Genomic DNA, 13,368 nt, shown 5'->3' with positions numbered 1-13,368 from the left:
ACAGTGCACTAATCTGGATTATCCTAGTTGGCATTACTCCCGATTGCAGCGTGGGTTCCCAACGACCTGCGCCAGTCTCGATCGGGGCGCCCGCCACTGCCGTGAATGGGACAGCGATTTTGCGTTTCGGTTATTCCGTGATGCTTGACGCCTGCGGCTTCGCCGCCGTCGGCAACTGCAATCTCTCGACCATTGAGACAAGCGCCATCGGCCTCGGGTCGCCCAGAACACTTTCCATATTCCATTCGTCTGAATTAGGGAGTATTAATATTATGTTGAGGGATAACTTGGGGCAGGGTGATCTATGCAACAAATTGGCACTAAGATTCTCGAGTGGGCGAATAACCGCGGCATCTCAATCAAACAACGCTCAAAAACGGTATGGACTACGGCAGGAAGCTATCGCGGCCGCAATTTTGAAGTTAAGGGCCGTTCGGCAACAATCGCGCTCGCGCTGTGGATGGAGGGCTCTCTGTATAAAGGGCCACGGGCTTGAGTCCGGTTTTCGCAGCGGTGCGCGGCCGAACCGATGTTCCGTCAAATTCTACCGGGTGGGAATGCGCTGCGCGAAGCTCTTGCGGTAACAGTTGATTCAACCATAGCTGGTAAGAGTTTAGTGGCGGCTCCGACGATGCTGGGTGGATGCTGACTGCCGGAGCCGCCTGCGCAGCCCGGTTGGGGCTAGACCGCGCCGTCCTATTCTGGGACAGCGCGGTCAACGATTCGTTAAAATTTTCCGAATCATTTAGTGCACTCTAATTGAATGACGCCGTTTACGGCGACCGGCTTTTGCCTCGCCGCCGAGCTGGTAATCCAATCAGCCTGAAACCAGCCTCGGCCCAAGCGGTTTGTGCTCAATTCGTCTAAAATGTTCCGGATTATTTTAGCGCATGCTGATTGAATCGCGGCTTGTGAGTCCAGTGCATGCGCTTGAAGTGCGTTCCGCATTTGACGCCGACCCTTGTCGAGCAACCGCCCGAAGGCGACGCGCTTAGATTCATGAGGTGAAATTCGATGGTATCGCTCACAGCTGATCATCAACGAGGACTGCACACGGATATACACGCGCAACGGCCGCGACTGGACGGCGAAGTATCGTGACCTGGTGAATGAAGCCAACGCTTCGGCGCGGAAAGCGCCATTATGGATGACGAGATCATCATCCTCAACGAGGTGGGCCTGTCCGATTTCGGCGAGTTGCGGCAGGGCGATCACCCGCCGGCAGCATGACCTCTATTTCGTGGCTTTCGACTCCACTTCAACGGCCACGACTTGCGCGACACGGCGCTGGGGGAGCGCCGCGAAATCCTGGCGAGCATGATCGAGCCTGGCGCCCGCATCCAGTTCAGCGAGGAGCCCGGCCGAGACGAAGCTCGTCAGCGGTCAGATGAAAGCAGAGGTCGACGCTGTCGGCAAAGCAGATCTCGACGTCTCAAGCGGAGACCGGGGCTAACGCATAACCGATGAAAGCTTGTGTCCCTCCCAGCGTGGAACGCTTTAACAAAATCGGACCTGCACCGCGTTCGTACGCTTCCGACATGGAACAGGCGCCGGTGGCTCGGAGTTGGGGCAGCGAAGGAACTTTTGCCAAATGGCTGACGAGCCCGTAGGCCGCCCGGACGCGACGGGCGGCCTTGTCAGCCGTTTGGTCAGAGAAGCCGGCATCACCGAAGCGCAAGCGCGCGAACTTATCAGCTTTCGTGGTCCCAACTGGTCATCGCTCTTGCGAGAGGCTACGATGGACGGCGTGCACCCGAACGGGAAGGTTCCGCCTTGCGTTCAAGTGATCGAGGCGTGCGGCGAATGGTTCGTCCGCATAGTTGGCTACGACGAAGAAATCACCCGTTCCTTTGATCTGGAAACATTCGCCCTGTCCTACGCGGAAGGCCAGCGGATACGGCTGGGTCTTGCCGAATTTAGGCGGCTGTAGGCACCGCCGCCTAGACGTGCGTTCTGACGCCCGGCGGTGGCAAGCCGCATGTATTGATGGGCTCATGCCGGCGCCAACGCTCGTCTTCTGGACTCTTTGTCGAAACAGTCGCATCCTCACTCGGGGAAGTGGGGCGTGGACAAGTATCGATACGACAACAGGTCTGATCAGTGGCGCAAGCGGCGTGGTGCGCAGCGGGCACGTGCGCGCTTGCTGGCAAGCGTCCCGAAGCGACTGGTCTTTTTGAATGGTGGCCGCGATTGCCGCCTTTGTCGCGCAGTTCATAGTGCAGCACAGCGAAGGCGCCCCCGCCCTGAACGTCTCCCATTGGATTGGACGATCGCCGGAAGCTATTGCCGATGCTGCCCCGCATCAAGCCGCGCACTTTCTATGACCTCGTCATGGAGGTCGCCATCGTACGCCCCGGTCCGATCCTGGGCGACATGGTCCACCCCTATTTGCGCCGCCGGGAGGGCAAGGAGCGGGTCGAGTTTCCGACACCCGAGCTCGAGCGCGTGCTCGGCAAAACCCTTGGCGTCCCCCTGTTCCAGGAACAGGCCATGCAGGTCGCCATGGTCTGCGCCGGTTTTTCAGCCGGCGAGGCCGACCAACTGCGGCGCGCCATGGCGACGTTCAAGCACACCGGCGGCGTCAGCAAGTTCCACGACAAGCTGATCGGCGGCATGATCGCCAATGGCTATACGCCTGAATTCGCGGCGACCACCTTCAAGCAGCTAGAGGGTTTCGGCAGCTACGGTTTTCCCGAGAGCCATGCCGCCAGCTTCGCGCTCATCGCATATGCCTCGAACTGGATGAAATGCCACCATCCCGACGTCTTCTGCTGCGCGCTGCTCAATTCGCAAGCGATGGGCTTTTACCTGCCGGCCCAAATCGTGCGCGACGCCCAAGCCCATGGCGTCGAGGTCCGACCCGTCTGTATCAATGCCAGCCGCTGGGACTGCGCGCTTGAACCGATTGGCGAGGAGGGACGCTTCGCCGTCCGCCTTGGTTTGCGCCTGGTCAAGGGACTGGCCAATGCCGACGCGGCCGCCATCGTAACGGCCAGGACCGACGATCCGTTCGCCTCGATCGACGATCTTTGGCAGCGTGCCGGCGTGCCGGCGGCCTCACTCGTGCAACTTGCCGAGGCCGATGCCTTCCGTCCCGGCCTCGGCTTGGCGCGACGCGGCGCGAAGCCTTGTGGGCGCTCAAGGGACTGCGCGATGAGCCCCTGCCGCTGTTTGCGGCCGCTTCGGCGCGTGAACGACAGACCGTCTCGGAAATTCACGAGCCTGCCGTGGCGCTACGGCCGATGACGAGCGGAAGGGAGGTTGTTGAGGACTATGGTCACGTTGGTCTCACCCTACGCAATCATCCGCTCTCGTTCCTGCCGACTGACCTTACCCGGCGTCGCATCGTCACCCGCACCGAGGCGATGCAGGCCCGCGACGGTCGCTGGCTGGAGGCGGAGGGCTTGGTTCTCGTCCGCCAGCGACCCGGCTCGGCCAAGGGCGTGATGTTTCTGACCATGGAGGACGAAACCGGCGCGGCCAATGTCGTGGTCTGGGTCAAAGTGTTCGAGAAGTTCCGCCGGGTGCTGCTCTCCTCCTCGATGTCGCTGTCCGGGGCAAGATTCAGCGTGAGGGCAACGTGGTGCACCTCGTCGCCCATCAACTCACCGACCTCTCGGGTGAACTCGCCAGTGTCGGCAACCGAGAAGCGCCCTTTCCACTCCCGCATGGGCGATGCGATGAAACCCATCATGGCGGCCCCGGTCTCGATCCCCGCAGCCTGCCGAAAGGATTCTTTACGTCCGGTTGAAGGTGGTGAATCGCACAACCGGGATGAGTTTTCGTCTGCCGATAACGCAAGCCGAACTCGCCGACGTGTTGGGGCTGTCGGTCGTTCATATGAATCGCATCGTGGGCGAACTTCGTAAGCTCGGCGCCATCACCTGGGCTGATCAGTCATTGACGATTGTGGAGTGGGATCGCCTGCAGGAGATCGCGGAATTCGATCCGACCTACCTCAGTATGGTGCGAGAGCCGCGCTAGCAGGCGCCATTCAACTCGGCAACGGAACCGTCGCACTTATTGCACGTTGCAGCCCTGATACGAGCTGAACCGACGGGCGCCCGTGTACACACCTTGCAGGATATTTACTATGCCGAGCAGCAGATCGAAAAGTCACTGCCCAAAATGATCGAAAAGGCGACCGATCCCGACCTGAGAGCTGGCTTTGAAGAGCACCTCGAACAAACCAGGGAGCATATCGCCCGTCTCGAACAGGTCTTTGAAATTCACGGCGAAGCGGTGAAGGGCGTTGATTGCCCGGCCATCAACGGCATCCTTGAGGAAGCCGACGACGTGAGCGGCGACGTCGATGACCAGCAGGTGCTGGATGCCGCGTTGATTGCATCGGCGCAAGCGGTCGAACACTACGAGATGACCCGCTACGGAAAGCTGATCGCCTGGGCCAAGGAATTGGGACATGAAGACTCTGCCAGCATATTGGCGGAGACGCTTGAGGAAGAGCGGGCGACGGACCAGAAACTGACCGAAATGGCCGAAAGCGGTGTCAACCGCCAAGCAGCATGAATCCAGGCGCGGCGGCGGATCGCCGTTCCCTGGCGCCGCGCTTTTTTCTAGGCAGGTCAATAGCTCCGGCCGGCAAGATTACCAGGATGGATCAGCGGTGATGTGCCGTGGCGGATGTATGTGGTGCCGGGCGTTCGGCGACCCGGTACTGGTTGTCGCGATGTGCTGCAACCAACTCGTAGGTCCCGGTAAGTCCGTCGATCACAAGGTCGAGGAATGCGTTGCAGGCGGCAACCCAGTCCAAACCATCACGCACCGCGAGCGAGAAAGTCTTGCCCGCGCAATAGCTGGCAAACAAGACAACTGGGGAGCCGCCTCCGGTGTCAGCTACGCTCAGCTCAACCCATGCATTCGGCGATCCTGGCTGCTGGGGTGCAGCCCTGGCTGGAAGTCGCCGGCGGCTGCAACATCCTCCCAGGATCGATAGCCGCCGCTCGAATCCTCGGAGCCGGATCGTGGGCGATTTGCCCAACCTCTTTCGCGGCGCACGCCACCAGCCCGTCTGGGGAAGTACGGGATGGCCGAACGATTGCTTATTCACCAAGGCCGAAATGGCATCAGCCATAATAGTTCTGCGCGGAGGGTCTCCCCTCACATCGAACACCCCGCATTCGTAGTACCCATCCTCGCGCATCATCATGGAATTCCAATCCACGGCGCCGAACAGCGACCAAGCAGTGACGGCCCGTACGTCAATGCCCTCAGCCGCGCATTCGACTGCAGCTTCCCATCCCTCCATGAACCAGCGCAGCTGTTCCTCACGGGTGCAGGCGTTGTGCACTTCTCCGATCGCCACCGGCAGGGCGTAGCGGCCCCACACCTCGCGCAGGCGTGAGGCAAATCCGAGTTCGCACTCTGGCACGCCGGTGCGGATAGCCGCAATGTCGACATACGGCTCGATGCCGTTGCCACCGATAGGTTCTCGAGGGTGCCGTTCGACGCGATGATCGAGGAACCTGTCGCTGGTGAGGTAATAATCAACGCCGATTAGGTCCGGAGGGCAGGGCGCGGCCGCCAACTCGGCCAGATGGTTGGGATCGACACCAGCGTCGAGGAGGCGCTCATGGAACGGATGGCGCGGACCGACATGTCCACAAAGCAAATCCAGCGATAACCATCGCCGGCCATTTTCGTACTCAGCCTGGTATGCCAGCTTTGGCGTCGCAAAAATCTTTCCGAAATCTTCGGTCTGCAGAAGGCGAGCATCGGGGATGACCTTTCGAATAGCCAGCATTGTCATGGTTATCGCACGGCACTGGGCAACAAGAAGCCGCAGGCAACTTGGTTCGTCCGCGCGGTGCGGATGCCAAAACCCATAAAGGCCGCTCAGACGGGCGGTTGCCATCGGTTCGTTGATCGGCGTGAAAGTCTTTACCCAAGGATACCGAAGAGCAAGCCGCCCGCCAAACGCCGCGAGGCGTTTCGCAAAATCTGGCGCGAGAATGGACGTCCAGGATGGCCCGCTCCCGTGGTGGACAAGGGCTGCGATTGGACTGATGCCGAGACGGCGCATCCTTTGAAATCGCTCGTCGTGCCAGCTCCAGTCATCCCGCCCCTCCACTACCTCGACGTGTTCCCACAACGCAGGATATCGAAGCGTTTTGATGCCAAGGGAAGCGACGAGGTCTAAATCCTCGATCCGTTTTGAATGACCGGTTTCGGCGAGCTGATCGCGGATTACGTCACCGACACGAACCACACTGCATTCAATACCGCCCCAAATTTCCACAATGACTACCCCGCCGCGCCCTTGGCAAGGGATAGTTCCCGCGCGCCCGTCTTCTGAATGCGATTGAACGCGGCCAGCGCCTGACCGATCACCTGGTCCATGTTGTAGTACCGGTAGGTTGCCAGCCGACCGACGAAAATCGCATCGGTTTGCTGGGCAGCGAGCGCCTCATACCGCTTGTAAAGCACTTCGTTCTCCGCCCGGGGCACCGGATAGTAAGGATCACCGTCATCCGTCGGATATTCGTAGGTCAGGCTGGTTTGAGGATGCTGCTGTCCCGTCATATGCTTGTATTCCGTGATCCTGGTGAAGGCCTCGGTCTGCGGGTAGTTGACGACGGCGACCGGCTGGAACCGTGGCGTGTCGAGTGTGATGTGCTCAAAACGCAACGATCGGTACGGCAATTTCCCCAGTCTGAAGTCGAAAAATTCATCGATTGGACCGGTATAGATGAGGCGGCGATAGGGGATGACCTCTCGAACCTCGCGATAGTCCGTTTGCAGCATCACCTTGATATTGGGATGGGCCAGCATCCGTTGAAACATGCGTGTGTAGCCGCCCGCCGGCATGCTCTGGAACGTGTCGGCGAAATACCTGTCGTCGCGATTGGTTCGTGTCGGCACGCGCGCCGTCACTGACTTGCTCAGCTGCGAGGGGTCGACCCCCCACTGTTTACGCGTGTAGCCTTGGAAGAACTTCTCGTAGAGCTCCCGCCCCACCGTGCCCACGACCACGTCCTCGGCGGTGCGGATCTCTTCCACGCTCTCTCTGCGTTCGGCCAGAAACCGCTCCATCTGGTCGGAGGTCAGGTCGAGGCCATAGAGGCGATTGATCGTGTCCAGGTTGATCGGGATTGGCAAAAGCTGACCATCTACCTTGGCCAGCACACGGTGCTCATAGGGACGCCACGCCGTGAACTGGGACAGGTAGGCGACAATGGCTCCAGCATTGGTGTGGAAAATGTGCGGCCCATACCGATGCACAAGAATACCGGCTTCATCGTACCAATCGAAAGCGTTGCCGCCGATGTGACTGCGACGGTCCACGACCAGCACTGTCTCTCCGCGCTGACTGGCTAGGCGCTCTGCCAAAACGCTTCCGGCAAAGCCTGCGCCGACGACAAGCCAATCAAACATGGTCGACCAAGCTCCTGAATCCCTGATGACGCAAAACCTTCGCGGGCTTGAGCAAATCGTGCATTGCGCTCCAGGTCGTGTCCCAAGACATTCCTGAGAGGAAGGCGTCGACCCTGGCCATTTCACAGCCCTTGCGCAGAGCGGCATCGAGGGCGGCTGGCATCGAGCCTGCGTCAGCAATGTCGACCAATCCGCGACGGCCGTACGTCTGCACCACATCGACGATTGCAGTCGATACCACGGGCAATCCGCCAGCTAAGAACTCAGGCGTCTTCGTCGGGCTGATATAACGGGTTGCATCATTCAAGGCGAAAGGCATCCACCCTACGTCCCAACCGGCCATGTATCCGGGCAATTCGGCATACCGCTTGGCGCCCAACCAATGAATGTTTGGGCCGGTGGGCAGGGTGGCCGGGTCGATCTTGACCACTGGGCCGATCGTGACGAACTGGACCGTGGGCATCGCTGCAGCGGTTCGAGCCATCAGGTCGATATCGAACCGCTCGTCGATGACTCCGAAGAAGCCTACGCGGGGATGCGCTATGCTCTGCTGGTCTGCGGGGTCTGCCTGAGGCCGGCGCGCCTGATGGAAGTGTGCCGTGTCGATGCTGCTTGGAAACGCATGGACGGAGGAATGGCGGCTGCGCTTGGACTCATAAAGGCTCATTCCCCCCGTGAACACGACGTCGGCCTTGCCAAAGAGCTGCTCTTCCAGTCGCTCGAGTTCGGGAGGCGCGTTTTTGAAGGCAGAAAGTTCGTCCATGCAGTCATAGACGCAGACATCCTCCTGCAGCGCTTTCGTGAACTTCAGGGCCATGGGTGTGTAGTACCAGGTCACCAACTGGTCGTGCTCGATTCCCGCGACCAGATCTTCAAGCAGAATGGCGATGGCTCTGTCGACTTCACTTCCGGACGGACAGTGCGGGAGTACCGGCGTCACAATTTCCAGGCCTGGGGCAACCGTCTTGCGGCGCAGGACGGGGATGGAGCCGGTCTCAAACACCGGTTCCTCGAAGAACACAACGGCGTAATCGGCGGCGGCGCGCGTCATCAAATGCTGCGGGCGTTGAAAAACAAAGTCCCACCGCAGGTGGGAAAAACATATCAGGAGTGGGTTATCAAAAGGCACGAGCAAGGGGTTGGATACAGTCTGATCCATTGCAACAATCCGCATTAGGGTTTGCTTATGGTGGATCAAGCTCCGTTTGCAGATCGGGTTCCACGGCAGCGCGGAATTTTGTCTTTCTTAGCCGGACATCAAAGGCGCCACGATTTCTCGTTATGGCTGGAACGGGCATCGCCTCCGTAAGTTGTCGGCGGGGAGGCGCCAATGATTGTCGATGCACACCTTCATACGTCGGGCCGCGAGACAACGGCGGATGTGCTGCAGTCACTTGACGATGCGGGCGTGGATATCGCGTTCCTGCTCGCGCCGTTCCTGACACCGCCCTATTCGCTTGTTGACCGAGAGTCGTTACGCGCTGGCAACCGCTACCTTTCCCACCTGGTCAAAGGCCACTCGGATCGGCTCGTCGGGTTCGCGGTTGTCAATCCGCTCCATCCGCAATCAGCCGACGATCTTGAGGAGGCAGCCGGGCTTCCCGGTATTCGCGCTCTGAAGATGGTGCCGACCGGATGGTATCCATATGATGATTGCGCTCATCGCGTGTACGCGGTCGCCGCAAGGCTCGACCTCCCTATCTTGTTTCACAGTGGAATTTTTATTGACGGCCGGTCTGGGCGGTTCTGCCGGCCGTCCTTCTACGAGGCTGTTCGCGATCATCCCGGCCTGCGCGTCACCTTGGCTCACCTTGGGTGGCCATGGTGTGACGAAGCCAACGCGGTTGGTGTCATCGATCGGATCAATGGTGTCGACCCAGCCGAAAGCCAGTTTCGCTTCGACCTGTCGTTCGGGCCACCTCCCATCTACCGCGACGAGGTTTTTCGCAAGGCAATCGACGTGATCGGCCCACGCTCGCTGCAATTCGGCAGCGACCGCTTCTTGCCGTGCAGCGGGGCTCATATTCGCGCTGCGTTAGACGAGGTCGGGGCAATTCTCGATCAGCTCGACGTCGAAGGCGATGACCGAAATGCGATTATGTCGGGGACTGCAATGGATTGGCTCAGGCTACGCCGGCCGCAAGGAGGAAAGTGATGGCCCGGACCCCGCGTGTGCTGCCAGGAGGCCAGACTGATGAGCGCACGCATGTCCTTGAGGTCTTGGGCAACGCCATTGTCGGCGGCATGGAAAATTACGTGCGCAATCTGGCCGCGAACCTGCCATCGAACGAGTTCAGGGTTTCGCTCCTGTGCCCCTATGAAAGCCCTTATACCGCATTGCTGCGGGCCGAAGGCAGAGACGTCTATATTGCGCCGCTGCGTGACGATCCACCTTGGAAGACAATCGAACTAATCTGCACGCTCGTGCGTGAAACCGGTGTCGATCTGCTCCACGCTCACCTGATGAACGCGCATACCGCGGCGGCAATGGCCGGCCGATTGAGCGGGACGCCGACCGTTGCCACGTTGCATGGCATGAGCTTGCATCCGCAGGAAATCAGTGTGGCGCGCACAACCGGGAGCCACACCATAGTGGTGTGCCGCGAAGCCTGGTCCCAGGCACTTGCGGTAGGGTTGGCGCCTGAGCTTGTAAGCCTCGTTCCCAATGGGGTTGATCTCGCAGTGTATCATCCCGAGTCGGCTGAGAGTTCGGAATTCCGTCAAACGATCAACGTCGGCCCTGCCGATATGTTGGTTGGGTTCGTTGGCAGGCTGGCCTGGGAAAAAGGCCCCGACAAATTCCTCAAAGCAGCCGAATTCATACTGCAAAGGCGCCCCGAGGTACATTTCGCAATGGTTGGCACCGGATCAATGGAAAAGGATCTCACCGCCACCGTTCGGTGCGCGGGACTGGAGTCGCGCATCCATATGGTTGGGCTTGCGCGCGAACCACATCGGATTTATCCGGCGCTGGATTTGCTGTTGCATACGTCGCGCGCTGACGCGATGCCGCTTACCATTCTGGAGGCCATGGCATCTGGCGTGCCGGTCGTGGCGATAGGCGTCGGTGGCGTACCGGAAATCGTCGCGACCGGCGAAACCGGAATTCTTATAGGAACCACGGAATGGCCCGGCATCGTGTCGGAATATCCCGGCGACTGGGAGGGCGTGGCCCTGGCGGCAATCTCGCTGTTATCCAATCCCGCTAGGCTAAAATCGATGGCTGGCGCGAGCGTGAGGCGGGCGCAGGCCAGCTTCGATATCCGCCAGTCGGCGACCCTGACGAGTCATATTTTCCGGCAGTTGCTAGGATCTCGTCCCGACAAGGCCCGCCTCCACTCCGTTCCCTGAACTCAAGGTAACACGAGCACAGCAGGATCAGGATTTAGTGGCCCTGACCCCGGTAATGACAGGGTAAAGGGGATCAACAACGTCGAGGCTTGCGCGGTCAATCTCCTCGAAAGCGAGACCCTGCAGAAAGGCTGTGGCGGCCAGAACATTGCCGAATTGCTGTACCTCCACACCGGCTGAGCCAAATCTTTCTTCGAACAGGCGTCGTGCAGCACTCTGGGTCATGGCCCAGAACCACTTTTCTGGCCCGTCACGCGCGTCGATGGAAGTGATGCCTGGAACCGTCGCCAGCACAACGCCTCCTGGTGCCAGGGCGCGATGGATCGTACCAAGTGCACCCCGCACGTCGTAGATCATGTGCAGCGTCTGGGTCACAATGATGCAGTCAAGGCGCCCGCCCTCCACGGCATTCTCGTTCTGGAGATCGATGCGTATCGTGGCCCGAGGATTGGCACTTTCTGGTGAGTCGATAATGTCGGAAGTCACAACTCGTGCCAAACCAAAACGGAGCGTGTAGACATTGTCGCCGATCTCCGCGACGCGTCCTCGAATGTCCCCCGCATGGCGCTGTAGGAAACTCTCGATGTAGTAACGGTCTAGTGGCGTGCCGCGATCGCCGCCAAATTTACGGCTTAGAGGCTCGACATCGCCAAGGTCTCCAAAGACCACCGTACCGGGCGCCGGGATATCTCGCATGTGTGATCAAACCGTCGGGGCGTAGCGCAGCAAGGATCTTACCGGGTCACGCCGGAGTGGCCCACCCGACCTGGAGGCAGATCGCTGGCAAAGCGGTGAGGCATTTCCTCGGATTCCTTCTGGATCAGCCATCAGCTTTCTTCCTCGCTGCCGTCGCGTTTTGACCGCTGGGAGATGTAGTCTTTGCGTCCTTTGAGTGAGCTGCCAAAGCGGGACCAGCGCCGGTCGCCTTACGCATGTCGCCACTGCGCTTTTCTGGCTGTTCTTTTTTGCCCAAGAGGCCTGAAAAATACTTGCCGAAAAACCCCATCATTTCCTCCTCGTTTAAGCATTTCAGATATGCCTAATACGAATTTTCCGGGAGATGATTTGTTCCCTCCGGGAGCACTTCGAGGCTTGATGTCGTTCAAATCCAGCAGGGTCGCGCGATGCGTCGCTTTATGGTGGACTTCGATTTGCGACCGAGGCTGTGGAACGTCCGTAGCCGATCGACGTTGCCGATGATCTCCACTTGAGGACACTTCGGTATGGTGATGTTCGCCGAGACCAAGGCTCAACAGATAGCTGAAGACGTATTGCTTTCGACTGAAGAAAAGACCGTGCAGTTGTGCGAATTGGACACTCGTCTCGACGCGTCAAGGTCGGTCTGTAACAACGCGCCTTGGTGGCAGCTTGTTGTCTTAGATGCGCTGCGGAAAGTTCACCGCATGGGTAGGCCCGATGTCCAATAAAGCGAATTGCCTGGGCAAACCGGTATCTGCGGTTCAATAGATGGCGATCGACTGTCATTGGTCAACAACCGTTGCATAAAGCCGGCCGGCTTAAGTCTTGACGTTTGCCGCAATGCGCGCGAATTTTGTGATCGTCGATCCACCTTGGCGATCGAGGAACGGGCAATGCAGGGCCGAAGGTCACACGAGCGGACGGGGCAATACGGCGCAGATGAATTCGCATCGAAGCACGGCTTGTCCGAGAAGTCGGCGACGATCATCCTCAATCTTTATGGACCATCCAGGCCGGCATGCGATGCCGCTGCGGTGGCTTTCAAAGAGGCGGTCGCACAGCGGCAAGCCGGCCGGTTGATAAACCTCCTCAACATCGACTAGGGCGCGCGGATCCCTGCGGATCATATGCCTCGATGTGCGGACGAGAACGTGACGACGATATGCGGGGTCGGTGGCCCGACTTAAGCCTCAATGTGCAGCGGGTTGTGACGGCTGCACCCCTTGCTGGTCACCGCCTGTGCTGGACTGCGGCGTTGGATTCTTGTCCACCTTGGGATTTTGATCGATCGGCTGGCTGTTAACACTGTCAGACTGAGTTTGAACGGGATCAGTCGAGGCCGGGTTTGGGTTGGTGCCCGCAGGCGCCTGGCTGTCTTGCTGGTCTGTCGACGGTCCTTTGATGACTACGCCATAGATTTCGGCGACACCCCAGGCGGCAATGGCCAGTAGCAGCGCGGCTATGAGCACAACAAGGACCGGCCTGCCAAGAGGGCCTTGTCGAGCTTGATTTTCGGGAACGTTGTTCCTCATAGGACACCTTGGGAAAGAGGGCCGGCCCGCGCCTGGCCTCAAACGCGGACAAAGACGGGGGACATCTTGGTCAGCGGACCGTTTAGAACGTGCTGCCTCTGCTTAACCTTGAACGGTCCCAAAGTTTCCGGCCGTCGAGAGGGTAGATCTCAAACGAGCAATGAAGCATTGATTTCTGCGTTGCCGCAGTCGCTTGGAGCAGTGGAGGATGAAGCGCTCATAAACGAGCAAATTATGCCTACACTTTGGAAAGAGCCAAGTCTTGGCCTGCGCTGAGCCTCAACTCTCTCAGCCGGGCGGTCTTGGCATCTCTGGCCTGGCGTTCGGCGTCGATCAGCTTGCGCGCCTCGCGATCGGCTCGTTCAAATTTTTCCTTGTCGATTCGACGTTTTGC

12 protein-coding genes and 2 pseudogenes are annotated in these 13,368 nt (G+C 59.3%); 7 read left to right on the top strand and 7 right to left on the bottom strand.

What is annotated here, in order from left to right; translation table 11 throughout:
- Nucleotides 1-741: 741 nt before the first annotated feature.
- Nucleotides 742-1,215 carry a hypothetical protein gene (locus EN935_RS40725; protein WP_164771032.1) on the bottom strand — a complete coding sequence of 158 codons (474 nt, stop codon included), beginning with the start codon at nt 1,213-1,215 and terminating at the stop codon, nt 742-744.
- A gap of 376 nt (nt 1,216-1,591) precedes the next feature.
- Here EN935_RS40725 and EN935_RS41890 point away from each other — a divergent pair, with 376 nt between their 5' ends.
- The 4 genes and pseudogenes from EN935_RS41890 (at nt 1,592) to EN935_RS06860 (ending at nt 4,527) form a co-directional block, all read left to right on the top strand.
- Complete coding sequence (locus tag EN935_RS41890; protein ID WP_245488886.1) at nt 1,592-1,930, top strand: hypothetical protein; 339 nt, start codon at nt 1,592-1,594, stop codon at nt 1,928-1,930.
- A 359-nt stretch (nt 1,931-2,289) separates the two neighbouring features.
- A pseudogene (locus EN935_RS06870) lies at nt 2,290-3,751 on the top strand (OB-fold nucleic acid binding domain-containing protein); the annotation flags it as partial.
- Nucleotides 3,736-3,984 (top strand): annotated as a pseudogene (locus EN935_RS06865) (helix-turn-helix domain-containing protein); the annotation flags it as partial. The pseudogenes EN935_RS06870 and EN935_RS06865, both read left to right, overlap by 16 nt.
- Nucleotides 3,985-4,023: 39 nt before the next feature.
- On the top strand, nt 4,024-4,527 hold the full coding sequence (locus tag EN935_RS06860) for a ferritin-like domain-containing protein (RefSeq protein ID WP_127373226.1): 504 nt from the start codon (nt 4,024-4,026) through the stop codon (nt 4,525-4,527).
- Between the two features lie 91 nt (nt 4,528-4,618).
- Here EN935_RS06860 and EN935_RS06855 read toward each other — a convergent pair whose 3' ends face one another.
- Genes EN935_RS06855 through EN935_RS06845 form a run of 3 tightly spaced genes read right to left on the bottom strand, consistent with a single transcriptional unit; the run spans nt 4,619 to nt 8,551 of the window.
- The gene (locus EN935_RS06855) at nt 4,619-6,256 is read right to left on the bottom strand and encodes a glycoside hydrolase (protein WP_126070752.1); all 1,638 of its coding nucleotides are present in this window, start codon (nt 6,254-6,256) and stop codon (nt 4,619-4,621) included.
- Nucleotides 6,257-6,261: 5 nt separating this feature from the next.
- Nucleotides 6,262-7,392 (bottom strand): UDP-galactopyranose mutase, encoded by a 1,131-nt coding sequence (glf, locus tag EN935_RS06850; protein WP_126070751.1) that lies wholly within the window; start codon nt 7,390-7,392, stop codon nt 6,262-6,264.
- Nucleotides 7,385-8,551, bottom strand: coding sequence for a glycosyltransferase family 1 protein (locus tag EN935_RS06845; RefSeq protein ID WP_127373225.1), 1,167 nt, complete (start codon nt 8,549-8,551; stop codon nt 7,385-7,387). The genes glf and EN935_RS06845 overlap by 8 nt, the downstream gene beginning before the upstream one ends.
- Nucleotides 8,552-8,722: 171 nt before the next feature.
- Between EN935_RS06845 and EN935_RS06840 the strand changes: the two genes are divergently transcribed.
- Together EN935_RS06840 and EN935_RS06835 are read left to right on the top strand one after the other, a co-directional pair.
- Nucleotides 8,723-9,547, top strand: a complete 825-nt coding sequence (locus EN935_RS06840) for an amidohydrolase family protein (RefSeq protein ID WP_126070749.1) — start codon at nt 8,723-8,725, stop codon at nt 9,545-9,547.
- Nucleotides 9,547-10,743: a glycosyltransferase family 4 protein gene (locus tag EN935_RS06835; RefSeq protein WP_126070748.1), complete on the top strand. Its 1,197-nt coding sequence runs from the start codon at nt 9,547-9,549 to the stop codon at nt 10,741-10,743. The genes EN935_RS06840 and EN935_RS06835 overlap by 1 nt, the downstream gene beginning before the upstream one ends.
- Nucleotides 10,744-10,770: 27 nt before the next feature.
- Here the strand turns inward: EN935_RS06835 and EN935_RS06830 are convergent, their stop codons facing one another.
- Both EN935_RS06830 and EN935_RS06825 read right to left on the bottom strand, forming a co-directional pair.
- Nucleotides 10,771-11,439: a methyltransferase domain-containing protein gene (locus tag EN935_RS06830; RefSeq protein ID WP_126070747.1), complete on the bottom strand. Its 669-nt coding sequence runs from the start codon at nt 11,437-11,439 to the stop codon at nt 10,771-10,773.
- Nucleotides 11,440-11,563: 124 nt separating this feature from the next.
- Nucleotides 11,564-11,752 (bottom strand): hypothetical protein, encoded by a 189-nt coding sequence (locus EN935_RS06825; RefSeq protein ID WP_245462933.1) that lies wholly within the window; start codon nt 11,750-11,752, stop codon nt 11,564-11,566.
- Between the two features lie 475 nt (nt 11,753-12,227).
- Between EN935_RS06825 and EN935_RS06820 the strand changes: the two genes are divergently transcribed.
- Nucleotides 12,228-12,545, top strand: a complete 318-nt coding sequence (locus EN935_RS06820) for a hypothetical protein (RefSeq protein WP_245462932.1) — start codon at nt 12,228-12,230, stop codon at nt 12,543-12,545.
- 87 nt (nt 12,546-12,632) lie between these two features.
- Here EN935_RS06820 and EN935_RS06815 read toward each other — a convergent pair whose 3' ends face one another.
- The gene (locus EN935_RS06815) at nt 12,633-12,974 is read right to left on the bottom strand and encodes a hypothetical protein (RefSeq protein ID WP_127373224.1); all 342 of its coding nucleotides are present in this window, start codon (nt 12,972-12,974) and stop codon (nt 12,633-12,635) included.
- Nucleotides 12,975-13,368 lie beyond the last annotated feature (394 nt).

It is taken from the genome of Mesorhizobium sp. M7D.F.Ca.US.004.03.1.1 (assembly GCF_003998635.1).
GTDB classification, from domain to species: Bacteria; Pseudomonadota; Alphaproteobacteria; order Rhizobiales; family Rhizobiaceae; genus Mesorhizobium; species Mesorhizobium loti.
Note: the sequence above shows the minus strand (reverse complement) of the source record. Positions and strands in the feature narration are given on the sequence as shown.